This window comes from Erwinia sp. LJJL01, assembly GCF_047300805.2.
Taxonomy (GTDB): Bacteria; Pseudomonadota; Gammaproteobacteria; order Enterobacterales; family Enterobacteriaceae; genus Erwinia; species Erwinia aphidicola.
Genome location: NZ_CP178576.1, coordinates 2,895,344 through 2,915,205, shown reverse-complemented (window position 1 = coordinate 2,915,205; position 19,862 = coordinate 2,895,344). Strand labels below are relative to the sequence as shown.

The window sequence follows — 19,862 nt, the reverse complement described above, 5'->3', positions numbered from 1 at the left end:
ATGAAAAGGCTTAAATTGCCGAATAAATGACGGCTATTTTAAGCCTGGTAGAGCTCCAGCGGCAACCCATCCGGATCGTTAAAAAAGGTAAAACGCTTACCGGTCAGTGGGTCGACGCGAATCTCCTCACAGCGCACGCCGTGGGTTTCCAGATACTGCTTTGCGGCGTCAATATCATCGACGCTGAAGGCCAGATGGCGTAGACCACAGGCTTCCGGCTGCGTCGGGCGCGCGGGCGGCTGCGGGAAGGAGAACAGCTCAATCGTATAGTCACCGTTCAGCGCCAGATCCCCTTTCCACGAATCACGCGCCTCACGGTAGACTTCTTCCATCAGGGTAAAACCGAGGATATTGCAGTAAAAATCGCGGCTGGCCGGATAATCCCGCGCAATAATCGCGATGTGGTGCACTTTTTTTAACTGTAAACCTGACATACCTGCTCCTGTTAAACACTTCTCCGTCACGTTATCCGGCCCCCTTCGATAGCGCAATGGCATGATTCTGGAAAGCGATATCAGATAATGGCGTCCGCTTTCAGCACCCGCACCAGATACTGCCCCTCATCGGTCAGCGTCGCGCCGTGAATATCGGTTTCAAAGCCCGGATAGTGCTGCCCAATGGTACAGAGCATCAGCAGGAAATCGAGCACCGCCCGGCTCTGTTCGGTAATCACCTCCCCTGGCATTACCACAGGCACGCCCGGCGGGTAAGGCAGGATCATATTGGCCGAGATGCGCCCAACCATTTCGCTCAGCGGCACGGTCTCAACATTGCCCTTCACCTGCTGCTGGAAAGCCTGATGCGGCGTCAGCTTCATCTCCGGCAGCGTGGCAAAGGCCTGCAGCATCAGGCGCGGCAGATCGTGCTGGCGGATCAGGCTATGGATCCCCTGCGCCAGATCCTGAATGCGCGTATGGCGGTAGAAGTCCGGATCCTCAGCATACAGATCCGGCAGCATATTCTTTACCCGCAGGTTGAGATCGTACGCGCGTTTGAACTCGGTCAGCCCGCGCAGTACGCTCATTGCCTTGGTTTTATCAATGCCGATGCTGAACAGGAACAGCAGATTGTACGGCCCGGTTTTCTCCACCACCACGCCGCGCTCATCGAGGAACTTCGCCACCAGCGCCGCCGGGATCCCCTGTTCCGCCATCTCGCCCAGCTCGCTCATACCCGGCGTCAGGATCGTCACCTTGATCGGGTCGAGGTACATATGGTCGGCATCAGCATCGCGGAAGCCGTGCCAATCCTCTTCACCGGGCTGAATAGGCCAGCACTCCGGTTCATCAACCCCTTCCGGCTGCCAGATATCAAAGAACCAGCCGTCCGACTCTTCACGCAGGCGCTGTACTTCGCGGCGGAAATGCAGCGCCCGCTCCACGGAACGGTTAATCAGGCGCTTGCCGGGATTGCCGCGCAGCATCGCGGCGGCAGTCTCTATCGAGGCGACAATCGCATAGTTTGGCGAGGTGGTGGTGTGCATCATGTAGGCTTCATTAAAGGTCTGTTCGTCGTACTCGCCTTTAATGTGGATCAGCGAAGCCTGCGAGAACGCCGCCAGCAGCTTATGCGTCGACTGCGTTTCGTAGATCACCTTGCCCGGCGTGCGCTCGCCGCTCATGCCGCTCAGCCCCTGATAGATCGGGTGGAAGTTGGTGTACGGCACCCACGCAGAATCGAAGTGGATCGACGGCACGTCCAGCGTCTCTTTAATGTACTGCGTGCTGTACAGCAGCCCGTCATAGGTGGAGTTAGTGATCACCGCATGCACCGGCCAGCTGGCGCGCGGCGTTTGCGCCACTTTCAGCGCGATACTCTCTTTGGTGAATTCGCGTTTAGGGATGCCGCCGAGGATACCGAGCGCGTTACGCGTCGGTTTTAGCCAGATAGGAATAATGTCGCTCATCATCAGCAGATGAGTCAGTGATTTGTGGCAGTTGCGATCCACCAGCATCGTGCTGCCCGCCGGAGCAGCGTACATGCCGACGATTTTGTTCGACGTTGAGGTACCATTTGTCACCATATAGCTCTGCTCCGCGCCGAAGGTACGGGCAACATACTCCTCAGCCTCAAGATGCGGGCCGGTATGATCGAGCAGCGAACCCAGCTCGGTGACGGAAATAGAGATATCTGCTTTCAGCGTGTTCGCGCCAAAAAAGTCATAAAACAGGCTGCCAACCGGGCTTTTCTGGAAGGCCGTTCCCGCCATATGCCCCGGGGTACAGAAGGTGTACTTGCCCTCTTTGACATAGGTAAATAGCGCTTTGGTCAGCGGTGGCGTAATGGTATCGATATATTCATCGGTATAGTGGCGGATGCGCTGCGAGATCTCTTCGGCGGCGCTCAGCGCATACTCGAAGAACCACAGGGTCATGCGCATTTCGTTAATGCTGACGTCCATCGTCGAATGAGTATTGATAAAGGCATACAGCGGCAGGTATTCATTTAGCTGGTTGATTTCGCTGCACAGTTCGAGGCTGTGCTCGTCCCAGTCGAACACCACGCCGCAGATACGCGGATTATGCTCAATCAGTTTTAGCAGGTCGCTGGCATCGTGCGGATAGATGGTCTGAAAGCCCTGGAGTTTTAATGCGGCGTCAAGCTCTCGGATGGGTTCATCTTTATAAAAGGCGTTTTGCGGTCCCACGATCGCGATAATATTCAATGCTTATCTCCTGCTGTAGGGACGAGGCACGCCTCGTCCGATACATAATCAAAACATAAGCATAGCGGATTTAGCCCTGCGGGTAAGCCTTCGCAATGTTTGCCTGCGCACTCATCGCCAGCTGGGCGGCGACATCCTGCAGCACATAGAGGTCGCGGCGACGCGTCCAGCTCTGGTCAGAGTGCACATCGTACCAGGCTGGCAGGCCAATGCCCCTCGGAGCAAATCCCTTCACCTTGCGCCCGGCACAGGTGAGAATGCAGCGCTTGACGTGGTCGCGATGACCGATCACTGCGGCCTTGCCCATCGAAGCCGGATCGTTGTGGTAATACTTCTCGACGATCTCCTGCACCACGCCGTCAGTGCTCAGGTACACCAGCTTGCCTGTGTCATCCCAGTAGGGTTCGATCGAGATAATATCTTTACGCGGGATGTACGAAAACTCCGGCTCATACAGGCAGCGGGCAATTTCCCACTGCACAAACATCGGCAGGTGTTTTTTATGCCAGACGGCAGCACAGCAGCGCGCCAGCTCTCTATTCATCGGCCCCGGCAGCGCCAGCTTGTCAGGATCATGCTCGGCGTTTGGACGGTTACCAAAGGCAAAAGCAATCAACAGGCTGGCCTCATGAATAAAGCCTGAAGGCGGGGTCATATTAAAACCGGCATCGGTGATAAACGGCGCCAGAATCTCTGCGGTACGGCGATCGCACAGCTGCTCGCTGAGCTTATGGATGGCCTCGTGTTCAAAGTTAGCGCACTGAGAGGCACAATGGGTGAGAGGTTGATTTTCCATCTTATGTTTCTTCCTGTGGTTGAGAGGAAACCTAAGACTAAAGTAAGGAGGGGCAGGCGACCACGCGCCAGGAGATGGCACAACGTAAAGCAGGGGCGCGGTGTGCCGCGCCCCACAGAATCAAGCGTAACCGTAGCTCATCAGACGCTGATAACGACGGTCCAGCAGTTCCGCTTTGGTCAACTTATCCAGCTCGGCCAGGTCGGACAGCAGCTGAGCCTTCATCGTTGCGCCAATCGCCAGCGGGTCGCGATGCGCGCCACCCAATGGTTCAGGCAGCACGGTGTCGATCAGCTTCAGCTCTTTCAGGCGCGGGGCGATAATGCCCATCGCTTCCGCCGCCAGCGGTGCTTTATCTGCGCTTTTCCACAGAATAGAGGCACAGCCTTCCGGCGAGATCACCGAGTAGGTGCTGTACTGCAGCATGTTGACTTTGTCACCCACGCCGATAGCCAGTGCACCACCGGAGCCGCCTTCACCGATAACGGTACAGATCACCGGAACCGTCAGGCCAGACATCTCACGCAGGTTACGGGCGATGGCTTCAGACTGACCGCGCTCTTCTGCACCGACGCCAGGGTAAGCACCCGGGGTGTCGATAAAGGTGATGATCGGCATGTTAAAACGCTCGGCCATCTCCATCAGACGCAGCGCTTTACGGTAGCCTTCTGGCGCTGGCATACCGAAGTTACGACGGATCTTCTCTTTAGTTTCACGCCCTTTCTGATGACCAATGATCATCACCGGACGGCCTTCCAGACGCGCAATACCCCCGACGATAGCTTTATCATCAGCGTAGGCACGGTCGCCCGCCAGTTCGTCAAAGTCGGTAAACACATTGCGGACATAGTCCAGCGTATACGGGCGCAGCGGATGACGCGCGAGCTGCGCGATCTGCCAGGCACCTAAATCGGAGAAGATTTTACGTGTCAGCTCCACGCTTTTATCGCGCAGACGCTGAACTTCTTCATCCAGATTAATATCCAGTTTTTCATCGTGACGGCCAACCGACTTAAGCGAATCGATCTTCGCTTCAAGTTCTGCGATTGGCTGTTCGAAATCCAGGTAATTAAGACTCATAATAATCCTGTTTTAGTCAAACTCCAGTTCCACCTGCTCCGATCCTATCAACGACCGAAGATCGTTCAGCAAACGATCGCTCGGCGACACGCGCCAGGTTGCACCGAAGCGCAACTTCGCCCGCGCATCCTCTCTCTGATAGTAGAGATGTACCGGAATTGTCCCCGAACGATGGGGTTCCAGGGATTGACGGAGACGGTTCAAAAGCTGGTCATCAATTTGCCTGTCCGTCAGCGAGATAGCAAGCCCGCGCGCATATTTTTCGCGTGCTTCATCAATGTCCATCATATCGCGGGCCATCATTTTAAGCCCGCCGTTGAAGTCATCGAAGCTGACCTGCCCGCTAACGATCAGGATACGGTCCTTCTCCAGCATATGCTGGAACTTATCTAACGCATCTGTAAATAACATCACTTCCAGACGACCGGAACGGTCATCCAGCGTGCAGATGCCAATACGGTTGCCGCGCTTTGTCACCATCACGCGGGCCGCCACCACCAGACCGGCTGCGGTGGTCATTTTACCACGCTCGGTCGGGTGCATGTCTTTCAGGCGCTGTCCACCGACATAGCGCTCAATCTCTTTCAGATACTGGTTGATGGGGTGGCCGGTCAGGTAAAGCCCTAACGTCTCACGCTCCCCATCCAGCTGAATCTGTTCCGGCCACGGCGTGACGTCGGAATAGGATTTCTCGACCTGCTCTGGCGCTTCGGCCAGCACGCCGAACATATCGGCCTGGCCAATCGCTTCCGCTTTCGCGTGCTGATCGGCGGCTTTCAGCGCATCGGGCAGCGCGCTCATCAGCGCCGCACGGTGCGGGCCTAAGCGGTCAAACGCCCCGGACATAATCAGCTTTTCCAGCACCCGCTTATTCAGCTTTTTGGTGTCGGTACGCGCACAAAGGTCAAACAGCTCGCGGAAATAACCGCCTTCGTTACGCGCTTCGATTATCGCCTCGATCGGGCCTTCACCGACGCCTTTAATTGCGCCGATGCCGTAAACAATTTCGCCGTTCTCGTTGACGTGGAACTGATACTGCCCGGAGTTAATATCCGGCGGCAGGACCTTCAGCCCCATGCGCCAGCACTCATCCACCAGCCCGACCACCTTCTCGGTGTTGTCCATGTCGGCGGTCATTACCGCTGCCATAAACTCGGCCGGGTAGTGCGCTTTCAGCCACAGCGTCTGATAAGAGACCAGCGCATAGGCGGCGGAGTGCGATTTGTTAAAACCATAACCGGCGAATTTCTCCACCAGGTCGAAAATCTTGATCGCCAGCTCACCGTCGATGCCGCGCGCTTTCGCACCGTCTTCAAAGCCGCCACGCTGCTTAGCCATCTCGACCGGGTTCTTTTTACCCATCGCACGGCGCAGCATGTCCGCGCCGCCCAGGCTGTAACCCGCCAGCACCTGAGCAATCTGCATCACCTGTTCCTGATACAGGATAATGCCGTAGGTCGGCTCCAGCACCGGTTTCAGCGACTCATGCTGCCACTGAATGTCCGGGTAGGAGATCTCTTCACGGCCGTGCTTACGGTCAATAAAGTTATCTACCATGCCCGATTGCAGCGGACCGGGGCGGAACAGGGCGACCAGCGCGATCATATCCTCGAAGCAGTCGGGCTTCAGGCGTTTGATCAGATCTTTCATGCCGCGTGATTCGAGCTGGAACACCGCTGTGGTTTCCGAGCGTTGCAGCATATCGAAACTTTTTTTATCTTCAAGCGGAATCGCCGCGATATCGATCGGCGGCTCGCCCTCTTTTTCACGCCTGGCGTTAATCATCGCCAGCGCCCAGTCAATGATGGTCAGCGTTCGCAGACCGAGGAAGTCGAACTTCACCAGCCCGGCATATTCCACATCATTTTTATCAAACTGGGTAACCGGATGATTACCGTTTTCGTCACAGTAAAGCGGGGCAAAATCGGTAATTTTAGTCGGCGCGATCACCACGCCGCCGGCGTGTTTACCGGCGTTGCGCGTCACGCCTTCCAGCTTGCGCGCCATGTCGATCAGCGCCTTAACCTCTTCATCTGCCTCATAGATTTCCGGCAGCTGTGGTTCAGCAGCAAAGGCTTTTTCCAGCGTCATGCCCGGGTCAGGCGGCACCAGTTTCGAAATGCGGTCGACGAATCCGTACGGGTGCCCCAGCACGCGCCCTACGTCGCGGATGACCGCTTTCGCCGCCATGGTCCCGAAGGTAATAATCTGCGATACCGCCTGGCGACCGTACATATCGGCCACGTGCTCAATCACCAGATCGCGCTTCTCCATGCAGAAGTCGACGTCAAAGTCGGGCATCGAAACACGTTCCGGGTTGAGGAAACGTTCGAACAGCAGGTCAAACTCCAGCGGGTCGAGGTCGGTAATTTTCAGTGCGTAGGCCACCAGAGAACCGGCACCGGAACCACGTCCCGGCCCCACGGGCACGTCGTTATCCTTCGACCACTGGATGAATTCCATCACGATCAGGAAGTAGCCCGGGAAGCCCATCTGGTTGATCACGTTAAGCTCAATTTCCAGACGTTCATCATATTCTGGCCGCTTTTCGCGGCGTACCTGCTCGTCCGGGAACAGGAACGCGAGGCGCTCTTCCAGCCCCTCGCGCGATTTCATCACGAGGAAATCTTCGGTGCTCATTTCCCCGGTCGGGAACTGCGGCAGGAAGTATTCGCCAAGGCGAATGGTGACATTGCAGCGGCGGGCTATCTCAACGCTGTTTTCCAGCGCTTCAGGGATGTCCGAGAACAGCTCGCACATCTCCTCTTCCGTGCGCATATACTGCTGCGGGCTGTAGCTGCGCGGGCGTTTCGGGTCGTCCAGAGTGAAACCATCATGAATGGCAACGCGTATTTCATGCGCGTCAAAGTCTGACTCCTGCAGGAAGCAGACCTCGTTGGTGGCCACCACCGGGATGCCGTTGGCAATCGCCAGCTCCACCGCGGCGTGCAAATAGGTCTCTTCGTCCTGACGACCGGTACGGATCAGCTCAAGGTAGTAGCGATCGGCAAAATGTTGCTGATAAAACGCCAGACAGTCGGCAACCAGCGCCGTGTTGCCGCGCAACAGCATTTTGCCAACATCGCCACGACGCCCGCCGGACAACAGAATAATCCCCTGCTGATGTTCAACCAGCCAGTCGCGATCGATCGTTGGGCCTGCCGGACCATAGCCGCGCTGGTAGGCGCGCGAGATCAGCAGCGTCAGGTTTTGGTAGCCTTCGTTATCCGCTGCCAGCACGGTGATATGCGACAGCTCGTCCCCCATGGCTTCACTGGCAACATTAAAATCAGCGCCGATAATCGGCTTCATGCCCTGACCGTGAGCCGTGCCGTAAAACTTCACCAGGCCGCACAGGTTGGTGAAGTCGGTAATCGCAATCGCCGGCATTCCCAGTTTCGCCGCGTTTTTCACCAACGGGCCCGTTTTGGCTAGCCCATCGATCATGGAGTAGTCGCTGTGAACGCGTAAATGAATAAAACGAGGTTCGGCCATCTGGGATTCCGTTAAAACTAGGGATGAAAATTACAGCGTGCGGACTACCGACGCGCTGACTTCGGCATCCAGCAGCGCATTGCGCACCGGGGCAAAACTGCGGCGATGCTGCGGAGTCACGCCATGCTGCGTCAGTTTTTCCATATGCAGCGCGGTTGGATAACCTTTGTGCTGAGCGAAGCCATATTCAGGATACAGCAGATCGAGCTGTGCCATCTCACGGTCGCGCGTCACTTTTGCAATAATCGAGGCGGCGCTGATTTCGCGCACCAGACTGTCGCCCTTCACCACGGCCTGGCTCGGCATCGGCAGCGGCGGGCAGCGATTGCCGTCAATCAGCACAAAGTCCGGCGTCAGGTGCAGACCGGCAACCGCACGCTGCATTGCCAGCATGGTGGCGTGCAGGATATTGAGCTGGTCAATCTCTTCCGGCTCGGCACGGCCCAGACTCCAGCTTAACGCTTTCTCGACGATCTCATCAAACAGCGCCAGACGGCGTTTTTCCGACAGCTTTTTCGAATCGGCGAGCCCGATAATCGGACGAGCCGGATCGAGGATCACCGCGGCGGTGACCACGGCGCCCACCAGCGGACCACGCCCTACCTCATCAACGCCGGCAATCAGCGCAGCATTAGGGTAAATAAATTCACTCACGGGCATAACTCCAGTACGGCAGCGGCGGCCTGTTCGTCGGCATTCCAGCGGATCTGGTGGTGCAGCTCGGCAAAGGTTGCCAGCAGCCGATCGCGCGTTTCACCGGCAGCCAGCAATGGCTCTAACGCAGCGGCCAGCTGCTCAGGCTGGCACTCATCCTGCAGCAGCTCTTTCACCAGTTCTCGCCCGGCCAGCAGGTTCGGCAACGAGACATAATCGGTTTTCACCAGACGTTTCGCCAGCCAGAAGGTAAATGGCTTCATGCGATACCCCACCACCATCGGGCATTTTGCCAGCATGCACTCCAGCGCGGCAGTGCCGGAAGCCAGCAGTGCGGCATCGCTGGCCACCATTGCGGCGCGGCCTTTGCCGTCCAGCAGGTGCATCGGCAGATCGGGGGCAACTTCGGCTTTAATCGCTTCAAACTGTTCGCGCCGCTTGGGGTTCACCAGCGGCACGACGATCTCCAGCTGCGGATATTTCGCCCGCAGCAGCATCGCCGTCCGCAGGAAGTCAGCGCTGAGCATTTCAACTTCTGCCCCGCGACTGCCCGGCAGCAGAGCCAGGCATACTGCATCTGACGCAATACCCAGCTCGCGGCGTGCCGCCTGTTTATCCGGTTCAATCGGCATCGCATCAGCCATGGTATGGCCGATAAAACGACAGGGAACGTTGAAGCGATCGTAGAAGGCTTTTTCAAACGGCAGGAACGCCAGCACCAGATCGGTGGAGCGGCCAATTTTGTACACGCGCTTCTGGCGCCACGCCCAGACCGAAGGGCTGACGTAATGAATGGTACGAATACCCTGCTGTTTCAGCTTCCCTTCGAGAGTGATATTGAAATCAGGGGCATCAATGCCGACGAAAACATCCGGCTTCAGGGCGGTAAAGCGGCGGGTCAGGTCGCGGCGGATGTGCAGCAGGCGACGCAGACGGCCCAGCACCTCAACGATGCCCATAACCGCCAGCTCTTCCATCTCATACCAGGCTTCACACCCTTCGGCCTGCATCAGCGGGCCGGCAACGCCGACAAAACGTGCGTCAGGATGCTTCTCTTTCAGCGCGCGGATAAGACCGGCACCAAGAATATCGCCGGAGGTTTCTCCGGCGACAAGGGCAATCGTTAAGGGATGCTTTGGCATGAGTTAACGAATCAGACCCCTTGTGGAGCGGGCAAAGAAGTCATAAAACGGCTGAACTTCCGGATGCGCTTTGGCGATTTCAGCAATCTCCGGCTTCACTTCATCCAGCGTCTTGCCGCTGCGGTACAGCAGCTTATACGCTGCAGTAATCGCATGCAGTGCCTCTTTGCTGAAGCCACGGCGCTTCAGGCCCACCAGGTTAACGCCGAACGGCGTGGCATGGTTGCCCTGAGCAATGACGTAAGGAGGAACGTCCTGCGCCACACCGGAGCAGCCGCCGACCATCACGTGCGCGCCGATAACGCAGAATTGATGCACCGCCGTCATACCACCAATGATGGCATGATCGTCCACTGAAACATGGCCCGCCAGCGTCGCGTTGTTGGCCAGAATACAGTGATTACCCACCACGCAGTCGTGCGCCACGTGCGCGTTCACCATCAGCAGATTGTCGTTGCCGACTTTCGTCAGCCCTTCAGCCTGTGAGGTGCCACGATGAATGGTCACGCTTTCACGAATGCGGTTACGGTCGCCAATCTCAACCCGGGTAGGTTCACCCGCGTATTTCAGATCCTGATTAGCTTCACCGATCGAAGCAAACTGGTAGATGGTGTTGTCTTTACCTATTGAGGTGTGACCATTGACCACTACATGAGATTTCAGAACGGTGCCTTCACCGATCGAGACGTTCGCACCCACGGTACAAAACGGACCAATCTGGACACCCGCACCAATAATGGCGCCTTCTTCTACGATCGAGCTGGGATGAATTACGGCGGTGCTATCAATCACGAATTAAGCCTCCCGGCTGCGGGCACACATCATCGTTGCTTCGCAGACAATTTTTCCGTCAACGGTGGCCACGCCTTTAAAGCGGGTTACACCACGGCGGGTTTTCTCGAAGGTGACTTCCATGATCATCTGGTCGCCAGGTACCACCGGGCGCTTGAAGCGCGCTTCGTCGATACCGGCAAAGTAATAAAGTTCGCCCGGTTCCAGTTTTCCAACGCTTTTAAACGCCAGAATACCCGTAGCCTGTGCCATTGCTTCCAGAATCAGCACGCCCGGGAAAATCGGTTTACCAGGGAAATGGCCCTGGAAAAACGGTTCGTTAACCGAGACGTTCTTGACTGCACGCAGAAACTTGTTTTCTTCGAAATCAAGTACGCGGTCGACCAGCAAGAACGGGTAACGGTGCGGTAAAAGTTCAATAATCTCTTCAATCTGCAGAGTATGAGTTTCAGTAGTCAAAATACTCTTCCTGTCCTAAAAATTCTGATGGCATCAATAACACGGCCTGCAACAATCTGTCGATCGTCTGCAGGCCGCAAATCATGTTCTGTACGCTTAGCTTTAGCTTTCCCTGCTAGCATATTGTATTTATGAAAGCCGGGCAGCGTGGTGCGATCGCTTAGTCTTTACCGACTTTACGCTCGATGGCTTTTAAGCGTTTGCTTATTTCATCGATGCTCAGCACCAGAGCTGCAGTTTTGCGCCAGGTTTTGTTGGGCTGTAACGGAATGCCGGAGGAGTATACTCCAGGTTCAGTGATAGGTCGCATCACCATTCCCATCCCTGTGACGGTAACTTTGTCACAAATTTCCATGTGGCCATTAATCACGCTGGCCCCACCAATCATGCAGTAGCGGCCAATTTTAAGACTGCCCGCCATGATGACGCCACCCGCAACCGCGGTATTGTCACCAATCACGACGTTGTGTGCAATCTGGCATTGGTTATCTATGATAACACCATTCCCGATTTGGGTGTTATCCAGCGCACCGCGATCGATGGTCGTGCAGGCGCCAATCTCAACGCGGTCACCAATGATGACGGTGCCAAGCTGCGGGATCTTCACCCAATTGCCACGATCGTTAGCGTAACCGAAGCCATCAGCGCCGATCACTGTGCCTGACTGGATCAGACAGTCGCGACCAATCTGCACTTCATGATAGACCGAGACGTTGGCCCACAGGCGGCTGCCTGCGCCAATCTGCGTCTTTTTACCGATGAAGCAGCCCGGGCCAATAACCACGTTATCAGCGAGTACTACATCAGATTCGATCACCGCGTTAGCGCCAATCGAGACGTTACTCCCCAATTTTGCGCTCGCATCAATCACGGCACTTGGGGCAATGTTTTGGGCTGGCTGCGGCGTGGTGTCCAGCAGTTGCGCCATACGGGCGTAGGTCAGATACGGGTTTTTAACCACCAGCGCTGCGCCAGGGAAAAATTCACGGTCCGCTTCAGAGAGCACCACAGCGGAAGCCTGACAGGCTGCGAGCTGCTCACGGTAACGGCTGTTTGAGAGAAACGTGATCTGACCGGTTTGGGCGGATTGCATAGAAGCAATGCCGGAGATGGCGATATCGCCATCTCCGTGCAATTCTGCATCCAACTGCTGGGCTAAATCAGCCAGTCGAATTGAAGGCATGGCTTATTTAACCTGTTTCAGAACATCAGCAGTGATGTCTTTAGATTTAGCAGCATAAGCAACCGCGTTCTGATCGATAACAACGTCATAACCTTCGTCATCAGCAACTTTCTGCACGGCGTCCTGGATACGGCTCAGGATTTTATTACGCTCTTCCATCTGACGACGGCGGTTGTCCTGCTCGAAAGCCTGAGCTTTCGTGGAGAAGGCTTCACGCTGTGCCATCACGTCTTTTTCCATCTTGCTGCGATCGCTCGCCTTCATGGTCGAGCCGTCACGCTGCAGACGCTGCATTTTGGCTTGCAGATCGCGTTCCATACCCTGCAATTCGGTTGCACGGCCTTTGAACTCGTTTTCCAACTGTTTCGCAACGGTCGCACGCGCTGGTAACTGTTGGAAAATGCTGGAAACGTTCACCACTGCAATTTTATCAGCAGCCTGAGCACCGGCGGAAACCGCCAGAGCAATACCCAGACCTGCGGCACACAACAACTTTTTCACTATAAAACTCCTTACCATCAACGTTTGCGTCACGGACACATGTGTTGCGCTTTATCGTGGCCCGCGTACGGGCCAGGATTAAACAGCGCGATACTCTCTTGCTACGCTTCCGTGCAAAGGCGAATTACCAGGTTTTACCAATGTTAAACTGGAACTGTTCGGCCTTATCTCCGTCATACTTTTTGAATGGCTGAGCGTATGAGAACACCAGCGGCCCCAGCGGCGACATCCATTGCAGTGCCAGACCGGCTGACATACGGATGTTGCTTGGATCGCTATAGTCTGGGATACCCGCCGCACGAGTTTCGGCAGTGTTTTCCCATTTGGTATCCCAAACGGTACCCGCATCAACAAACAGCGAGGTACGGACTGAGTTAGCATACTTCTCACTCAGGAACGGCGTTGGTGTAATCAGCTCGGCGCTGGCGACAGCCATCGCGTTACCGCCGATAGCATCATCGGAATTACATACCGGGCTGCTGCCAGAACAATCGGAAGAACCGTTGTTCAGGTAAGCCGCTTTCGGGCCGATGTTGTTAGAACGGAACCCACGTACGGAGCTGGAACCACCGGCGTAGAAGTTCTCGTAGAACGGCATCTCTTTACCGTTCAGACCATCGCCATAGCCTACGCGACCACGTCCCAACAGCACCCAGGTACGATCCTGATTCAACGGCAGATACTGTTGTGTATCCAGCGTAGCCTTGTAGAAGGCATTATCAGAACCCGGAATAGTCACTTTACCATTCAGGTTAGTACGGTTACCTGACGTTGGGAAGAATCCGCGGTCAAGGGTGTTGTACGTCCAGCCGTAGTTAAAGGTGAAGTCATCCGCCGAGAAATCTTCATCGCCGGTCAGCGATGGGTTTTTACCGACAGAGCGCAGGTAACGCCACATGGCGATCTGCGGCTGCATGTTGGAGAGGCTGTTATGCACATAGCCCAGACCCACACGCAGGGTGTTATTTTCATTGACCGGGAAGCCCAGCGTGCCGTCTACACCGTAACTCTTGTTGGTATAGTCAGACAGATCGGCATCATCCGCTTTAAAGTCGTTATAGAAAACACGACCGCCCAGGCTGACACCGTCGACCGTGAAGTACGGGTCGGTCAGTGAGAATTCAGCATAGGTCTGATAGTCATTCTTGGTTCCGCTGATGCCAACGGTATTACCGGTGCCGAGCCAGTTATCCTGGGTCACGCCAGCCTGGAAGCTGACGCCGCTTTCGGTACCGTAACCGACGCCGAAGTTCAGCGTACCGGTGTTACGCTCTTTCACCTTGTAGACCACGTCAACCTGGTCAGGTGAACCCGGCACACGCTGGGTTTCGGTATCAACGGTTTCGAAGTAGCCGAGGCGATTCAGACGTTCTTTACCCTGCTCAACCAGATTGCTGCCTAACCAGGCACCTTCCATCTGGCGCATTTCACGGCGCAGCACGGAATCTTTCGAGGTATCGTTGCCCTCAAAGCGCACTTTACGCACGTAGTAACGGTTACCGGCGTCCACGTTAATACGCAGTTTAACGGTCTTGTTCGCGTCGTCGATTTCAGGCTGCGTCTGTACGCGTGGATACGCGTAGCCGTAACGGCCCAGCAGCTTCTTGATATCGTCTTCAATGCGCGTCACTTTCGAGCCGTTGTACAGCTCACCCGGGGTGATTTTGCTCAACGTTTCGATTTCGGCAGAGTGCCCCGCCAGGTTACCGCTAACGGTCACACCTGAAAGCTTGTACTGATCGCCTTCGTTGATGTTCACCGTGATGTAGATACCCTTTTTGTCCGGCGTCAGGCTGACCTGCGTCGAATCAATGTTGAAACGGGCATAACCGCGGTCCAGATAGAAGCTGCGCAGGGTTTCAAGGTCACCGGCCAGTTTTTGCTTCTGGTACTTACGGTCACCCACCACGTTCCACCATGGCACCTCATCACGCAGCTGGAAGCGGGAGATCAGTTCATCAGAGCTGTAGGCCTTGTTACCGACGATATTGATCTGCTGGATCTTCGCAGAAACCCCTTCGGTAAACACCAGTTTCAGGTCAACACGGTTACGCGGCAGCGGAGTCACAACGGCTTTGACGCTGGCGCTGTATTTACCCACGCTGTAGTAGAAGTCTTCCAGGCCTTTCTCAATGGAGGAGATCGTGGTGCGATCCAGTGCTTCACCCACGCGCACGCCAGAGGCTTCGAGGTTCTGCTTGAGCATATCTTCTTTCACCGCTTTGTTGCCGGAGAAAGTGATGCTGGCAATCGTTGGGCGCTCTTTCACCTGAACGATCAGCGTGCCGCCGTCGCGCAGGACCTGAACATCCTCAAAATTCCCGGTCGCAAACAGTGCGCGAATGGTGTTACTGAGATCTTCATCGGAGACAGTGTCCCCAACGCGGACGGGCATACTGAGCAATGCCGCACCGACGGCGACTCGCTGCAGGCCTTCGAAATGAATATCCTTCACTACGAATCCGTCTGCACCGTATACGGTAGCGCTGCTAAGCAGCAGCGACGCTATGAGCAACTTTTTCATCGCCATCGTGTTTATGCATTCTTCCTAACTGGTTCTCGCGAATAGTTTGCCTGCTGGCAGACTATAGCCTTGAGAAATCATTGAATAGCGCAAGCCCCATTAACAGCACCAGCACAATCGAGCCGATACGATAACTGAAGTCCTGAACTCGCTCGGACACCGGCCCTCCCTTGATCTTTTCGATCAGCAGGAACAGCAAATGACCACCATCTAACACCGGCAGTGGGAACAGATTGATAATCCCCAGGTTCACGCTAATCAGAGCGAGGAACATCAGGTAGTAAATCAAACCATATTCCGCTGACATCCCAGCTCCCTGCGCGATCGAAATCGGGCCGCTGAGATTGTTCAACTTCACATCACCGACAATCAGTTTGCCTAGCATGCTTACCGTAAGCTTCATCAGCTGCCAGGTTTTTTCACTGGCCTCACCGATTGCTGCAAACGGGCCATACTGACGCACCGTTTTGTACTCATCTGGCAGAGGGACAATGCGCGGGATAACGCCGGCAAACCCTTCTGCTTTGTTACGAGGATTTACGTCCGGCGTCAGCGTCAAATCGACGGTGCTGCCCTGACGTTCTACCTCCAGCGCAATTTCTGTACCTGGATTGTCACGCACGGTGGCAACAAAACTTTGCCACTGGTCCAAAGGCTGACCATCGACTTTAACGATCCTGTCGCCCGCTTGCAAACCTGCCTTGCTGGCAGCGGAGTTCTTCTGCACCTGCGCCAGCACCGATTCGATCTGCGGGCCGCGCGGCTGGATGCCCAGTGAAGCCACCGGATCCTGCTTGTCTGGCTCAAAGTGCCAGTTGCGCAGGTTCACGGTTTTATCACGGGTCTGCTCGCTGCCAAATGGGGCGACGGTAACGACGGTACTCTCGTCGCCAATTCTCGCCACCAGCGCCATGCGCACAGCATCCCAATCAGGCGTTTCGATACCGTCAACGGCTTTAAGTTCCGTTCCTGGCGCAATTTGAGCTTCTGCGGCAGGTGAACCGCTCACTATTTCGCCAACCACCGGGCGCACGCCAGGTACGCCGATGATAAACACCAGCCAGTAAGCAAAAATGGCAAAGATGAAATTCGCTATCGGGCCAGCGCTGATAATCGCGGCACGTTGCAAAATGGTTTTATTGTTGAAGGCCTGATGGCGCAGTTCCGGCGGCACGCTCTCGACGCGCTCATCCAGCATCTTGACATAGCCGCCGAGCGGGATCAGCGCGATAACATACTCGGTACCCTGCTTGTCAGTGCGCCACCACAGCGCTTTACCAAAGCCAATCGAAAAACGTTCGACTTTTACGCCACAGCGACGGGCCACCCAAAAGTGGCCGAACTCATGCACGGTGATTAAAATCCCCAGCGCAACGATAAATGCAGCAAAACTCCAGAGTACGCTCAGCATAGTGTTTCCCTACAGCGTCCCAAAGACCAGCAACAGCAGGCAGGCAAATACCGGTACCGCAGCGGTGAGGCTGTCGATACGGTCGAGAATGCCGCCATGCCCGGGGATCAGGCTCCCGCTATCTTTGATGCCCGCTTCACGCTTGAACATACTCTCGGTCAGGTCACCCAGCACCGAGGCCAGCGCGGCGATAATCGAGCAAATCAGCAGTGTTGCAAGCGATACCTGCAGCGGGGCAAACACGCTGAACAGCCAGGAGATCAGTGCCGACGTCGCCAACCCGCCGAGGAAGCCTTCCCAGGTTTTGCCCGGTGAGACTTTTGGTGCGAGTTTGTGCTTGCCGAACAGCTTGCCAAACATATAAGCACCGGAGTCCGCTCCCCATACGAGAACCATCACGTACAGCAGCCACCAGGCGCCGGCAAAGTGGTCTTCCTGGTAGTGATACTGGCGCAGCGCCAGCATGCCCCAGAAGAACGGCACGATAGTCAGCAGACCGAATATCAGGCGAATGGCGCGTGAATGGCGCCAGAAGGTAGCAGAATGGGGATAGAACAGCACCAGCGCCAGCGCGACGATCCACCAGCCGAGGGAAGCCCAAAGTGGGCCGCCAATCTGTGGCAGATGCACGGAGTGCTGGTAAGCAGGCAGTGTGAACAGCATAAAGGCCAGCAGCAGTCCGCACAGCAGCGCCAGCCAGACGCGCTGTGAGCGCGCTGCAAAGCCTGCCAGCTGGCCCCATTCCCATGCGGCCAGCATGCAGATCGCTAACAGGGTGATGGCAAACCCTAACGGCGGCAGCAAGAACAGCGCTGCAATGACGATGGGAATCAGTATAAACGCGGTAATCAGGCGAGACTTTAACAAAGATTACCCCCAGTGCGCTTATGCGCCGCCGGGTGCTGCGCCGCCAAACCGGCGCTCTCGTTGTGCAAACGCATTCAGTGCACCTTCAAAAACTTGTTCATCAAAATCAGGCCAAAGAGTATCGGTAAACCAAAACTCTGCATAGGCGACTTGCCACAGCAGGAAGTTACTGATCCGATGCTCTCCCCCGGTCCTTATTACCAGATCCACAGGCGCCAGTTCATTCAGGCAGAGATGCGGTGCCAGGCTCTCTTCTTCGATCTGATCCGGTCGAAGAAGCCCTTCCTGGACCTGCTCTGCAATTTTTCTGACGCCATGGATAATATCCCAACGACCGCCATAATTTGCGGCTATGTTGAGCGTTAGTCCATTATTTTGTTGAGTAAGTTCCTCAGCACGGCGAATACGCTCCTGTAAACGAGCATTAAATCGGCCGATATCGCCGATAATTTTCAACCGGACATTGTGCTTGTGCAGACTTTTAACTTCGCTGTCGAGTGCCCAGACGAACAACTCCATCAGCGCTAAAACTTCCTGCTGTGGACGATTCCAGTTTTCGCTACTGAAGGCATAAAGCGTGAGCGCATCCAGCTTATTGCTGACGGCAAAACTCACGGCGCGGCGCACGGATTTCACTCCCGCTTTATGACCAGAAATACGCAGCTTGCCCTGGTTTTTAGCCCAGCGGCCATTGCCATCCATAATGATGGCCACATGGCGGGGACCGTTCCCCTGCTGGTCATCGGTTTTTAATTGATTTTCGGACGACATAACGCGTAACTATTTCCTTATTCAGAAATACAACGGCTTCTGAAATATCTCACCCGCCCGGCGCAAATGAACCGTACAAATACGATTCGCTTATCCGCTTTATCACGTCGCTGGCTCTGGACGGTGGGGCAAGACTATACCACCTCCGCCCAGCGCTCACAAATGGCGGCGCGTTAAAACGCGCTGACTCGCCCTGCCGCAAAACGTGGCAGCAGCGCTGTCGCTGCTGCGCGTGCCTCGCCGTCAATGGCAATCACCGCCTCAACGCTTTGCGGTTCATGACACTGCAGCGTTTCCAGCACCGCCACATTCAGCGCGGCGATATCGGTAAAGCGGATTTCAGACGCGAGGAAAGCGGCCACCGCAATCTCATTTGCCGCATTCAGCGTGGTGGTCGCCGCCTGCCCGGTGATACTGGCATCAATCGCCAGCTTCAGGCAGGGGTAACGTGCGTAATCAGGTTCAGCAAAGGTCATTGCCGACATGCGCGTAAAATCGAGTGGTTGGGCACCTGAGTTTACGCGCTGCGGCCAGGCCATGGCATGAGCGATTGGCGTACGCATATCCGGCGAACCGAGCTGGGCAATGACGCTGCCATCACGGTAGCGCACCATCGAATGGATCACCGACTGCGGATGCAGAATGACTTCCATCTGGGCGTCTGTGGCATTAAACAGCCAGCGGGCTTCGATATATTCCAGGCCTTTATTCATCATGGTGGCCGAATCAACGGAGATTTTTCTCCCCATCGTCCAGTTAGGATGCGCACACGCCTGGTCGGGCGTCATATGGCTTAATTCAGCCAGCGGCGTGTCACGAAACGGGCCACCTGACCCCGTGAGGATAATGCTATCAATGCCATTATCCTCCAGAGAAGCGTACCCTAACTGCTGCTGGAGGGAAGCAGGCAAACTCTGAAAAATGGCGTTGTGCTCGCTGTCGATGGGCAACAGCTGGGCGCCCGAAGCGCTCACCGCCTCCAGAAAAAGGCGGCCGCAGGTGACAAGCGACTCTTTATTCGCCAGCAGCACCTGTTTTCCCGCGCGGATTGCGGCCAGGGTAGGCAATAATCCTGCCGCGCCGACAATTGCCGCCATCACCTGGTCAACATCATCCAGCGCGGCCAGATCGCAGATCGCCTGCTCGCCGCTCATGACTTCGGTCGCCAGATTGAGCTCTTTCAGACGAAGTCGCAGAGCGGCGGCCGCCCCGCTGTCTGACATCGCGGCATAAGTCGGGCGAAATTCAACGCACTGTTCAACCATCAGTTCGACGTTACGCCCGGCAACCAGTGCTTTAATGGCGAACAGATGGGGGTTAGCGCGCACGACGCCAAGCGTACTGGTACCAATAGATCCGGTTGAACCGAGGATGGTCAATTGCTTCATGAGGTTGCTCTGTATAAACCCGCTCAGGAGAAGAATCACCCTCTGCCGGGAAAGTTAACAAACGCAAAACGCCGCCAGACTGACCCTTCATACGAACGGTAATCTGTGCGGCGTTTCATCGGATTATGATGGGA

Annotated in this window: 16 protein-coding genes; all 16 read right to left on the bottom strand. The window is 55.7% G+C overall.

Going from position 1 to position 19,862, the window contains the following annotated elements; all coding sequences use genetic code 11:
* Window positions 1-38 precede the first annotated feature (38 nt).
* The 16 genes from ACLI4M_RS14345 to ispC all read right to left on the bottom strand — a co-directional run bounded on the left by ACLI4M_RS14345 (window position 39) and on the right by ispC (window position 19,728).
* Complete coding sequence (locus ACLI4M_RS14345; protein WP_099754168.1) at window positions 39-434, bottom strand: VOC family protein; 396 nt, start codon at window positions 432-434, stop codon at window positions 39-41.
* Between the two features lie 80 nt (window positions 435-514).
* Window positions 515-2,665: a lysine decarboxylase LdcC gene (locus ACLI4M_RS14340; RefSeq protein ID WP_133624404.1), complete on the bottom strand. Its 2,151-nt coding sequence runs from the start codon at window positions 2,663-2,665 to the stop codon at window positions 515-517.
* Window positions 2,666-2,735: 70 nt separating this feature from the next.
* Window positions 2,736-3,461 (bottom strand): hypothetical protein, encoded by a 726-nt coding sequence (locus ACLI4M_RS14335; protein ID WP_222941245.1) that lies wholly within the window; start codon window positions 3,459-3,461, stop codon window positions 2,736-2,738.
* A 120-nt stretch (window positions 3,462-3,581) separates the two neighbouring features.
* Complete coding sequence (gene accA / locus ACLI4M_RS14330) at window positions 3,582-4,541, bottom strand: acetyl-CoA carboxylase carboxyl transferase subunit alpha (protein WP_048915006.1); 960 nt, start codon at window positions 4,539-4,541, stop codon at window positions 3,582-3,584.
* Window positions 4,542-4,553: 12 nt separating this feature from the next.
* Window positions 4,554-8,036 (bottom strand): DNA polymerase III subunit alpha, encoded by a 3,483-nt coding sequence (gene dnaE, locus ACLI4M_RS14325; protein WP_062818111.1) that lies wholly within the window; start codon window positions 8,034-8,036, stop codon window positions 4,554-4,556.
* Window positions 8,037-8,066: 30 nt separating this feature from the next.
* Entirely contained in the window at window positions 8,067-8,690 is a 624-nt protein-coding gene (gene rnhB, locus ACLI4M_RS14320) for a ribonuclease HII (RefSeq protein WP_099754172.1), read from the bottom strand.
* Window positions 8,687-9,832 (bottom strand): lipid-A-disaccharide synthase, encoded by a 1,146-nt coding sequence (gene lpxB, locus ACLI4M_RS14315; RefSeq protein ID WP_133624406.1) that lies wholly within the window; start codon window positions 9,830-9,832, stop codon window positions 8,687-8,689. The genes rnhB and lpxB overlap by 4 nt, the downstream gene beginning before the upstream one ends.
* Window positions 9,833-9,835: 3 nt before the next feature.
* Complete coding sequence (lpxA, locus tag ACLI4M_RS14310) at window positions 9,836-10,624, bottom strand: acyl-ACP--UDP-N-acetylglucosamine O-acyltransferase (RefSeq protein WP_048915003.1); 789 nt, start codon at window positions 10,622-10,624, stop codon at window positions 9,836-9,838.
* 3 nt (window positions 10,625-10,627) lie between these two features.
* Window positions 10,628-11,083, bottom strand: coding sequence for a 3-hydroxyacyl-ACP dehydratase FabZ (gene fabZ / locus ACLI4M_RS14305; protein ID WP_048915002.1), 456 nt, complete (start codon window positions 11,081-11,083; stop codon window positions 10,628-10,630).
* A 160-nt stretch (window positions 11,084-11,243) separates the two neighbouring features.
* Window positions 11,244-12,266, bottom strand: coding sequence for a UDP-3-O-(3-hydroxymyristoyl)glucosamine N-acyltransferase (lpxD, locus tag ACLI4M_RS14300; RefSeq protein ID WP_048915001.1), 1,023 nt, complete (start codon window positions 12,264-12,266; stop codon window positions 11,244-11,246).
* Between the two features lie 3 nt (window positions 12,267-12,269).
* Window positions 12,270-12,767: a molecular chaperone Skp gene (gene skp / locus ACLI4M_RS14295; RefSeq protein WP_048915000.1), complete on the bottom strand. Its 498-nt coding sequence runs from the start codon at window positions 12,765-12,767 to the stop codon at window positions 12,270-12,272.
* Between the two features lie 124 nt (window positions 12,768-12,891).
* Window positions 12,892-15,297 carry an outer membrane protein assembly factor BamA gene (gene bamA, locus ACLI4M_RS14290; protein ID WP_048914999.1) on the bottom strand — a complete coding sequence of 802 codons (2,406 nt, stop codon included), beginning with the start codon at window positions 15,295-15,297 and terminating at the stop codon, window positions 12,892-12,894.
* A gap of 55 nt (window positions 15,298-15,352) precedes the next feature.
* On the bottom strand, window positions 15,353-16,702 hold the full coding sequence (gene rseP, locus ACLI4M_RS14285) for a sigma E protease regulator RseP (protein WP_133624408.1): 1,350 nt from the start codon (window positions 16,700-16,702) through the stop codon (window positions 15,353-15,355).
* A gap of 9 nt (window positions 16,703-16,711) precedes the next feature.
* Window positions 16,712-17,569 (bottom strand): phosphatidate cytidylyltransferase, encoded by an 858-nt coding sequence (cdsA, locus tag ACLI4M_RS14280; RefSeq protein WP_099754165.1) that lies wholly within the window; start codon window positions 17,567-17,569, stop codon window positions 16,712-16,714.
* Window positions 17,570-17,587: 18 nt separating this feature from the next.
* Entirely contained in the window at window positions 17,588-18,340 is a 753-nt protein-coding gene (gene ispU, locus ACLI4M_RS14275; protein ID WP_048914996.1) for a (2E,6E)-farnesyl-diphosphate-specific ditrans,polycis-undecaprenyl-diphosphate synthase, read from the bottom strand.
* Window positions 18,341-18,513: 173 nt separating this feature from the next.
* Window positions 18,514-19,728 carry a 1-deoxy-D-xylulose-5-phosphate reductoisomerase gene (gene ispC / locus ACLI4M_RS14270; RefSeq protein ID WP_133624410.1) on the bottom strand — a complete coding sequence of 405 codons (1,215 nt, stop codon included), beginning with the start codon at window positions 19,726-19,728 and terminating at the stop codon, window positions 18,514-18,516.
* Window positions 19,729-19,862 lie beyond the last annotated feature (134 nt).

Bases quoted from the DNA above. Each gene is read 5' to 3' on its own strand.
- ACLI4M_RS14345 (WP_099754168.1), bottom strand. From the start codon at position 434: ATGTCAGGTTTACAGTTAAAAAAAGTGCACCACATCGCGATTATTGCG.
- ACLI4M_RS14335 (WP_222941245.1), bottom strand. From the start codon at position 3,461: ATGGAAAATCAACCTCTCACCCATTGTGCCTCTCAGTGCGCTAACTTT.
- accA (WP_048915006.1), bottom strand. From the start codon at position 4,541: ATGAGTCTTAATTACCTGGATTTCGAACAGCCAATCGCAGAACTTGAA.
- dnaE (WP_062818111.1), bottom strand. From the start codon at position 8,036: ATGGCCGAACCTCGTTTTATTCATTTACGCGTTCACAGCGACTACTCC.
- lpxB (WP_133624406.1), bottom strand. From the start codon at position 9,832: ATGCCAAAGCATCCCTTAACGATTGCCCTTGTCGCCGGAGAAACCTCC.
- lpxD (WP_048915001.1), bottom strand. From the start codon at position 12,266: ATGCCTTCAATTCGACTGGCTGATTTAGCCCAGCAGTTGGATGCAGAA.
- bamA (WP_048914999.1), bottom strand. From the start codon at position 15,297: ATGGCGATGAAAAAGTTGCTCATAGCGTCGCTGCTGCTTAGCAGCGCT.
- rseP (WP_133624408.1), bottom strand. From the start codon at position 16,702: ATGCTGAGCGTACTCTGGAGTTTTGCTGCATTTATCGTTGCGCTGGGG.
- ispU (WP_048914996.1), bottom strand. From the start codon at position 18,340: ATGTCGTCCGAAAATCAATTAAAAACCGATGACCAGCAGGGGAACGGT.
- ispC (WP_133624410.1), bottom strand. From the start codon at position 19,728: ATGAAGCAATTGACCATCCTCGGTTCAACCGGATCTATTGGTACCAGT.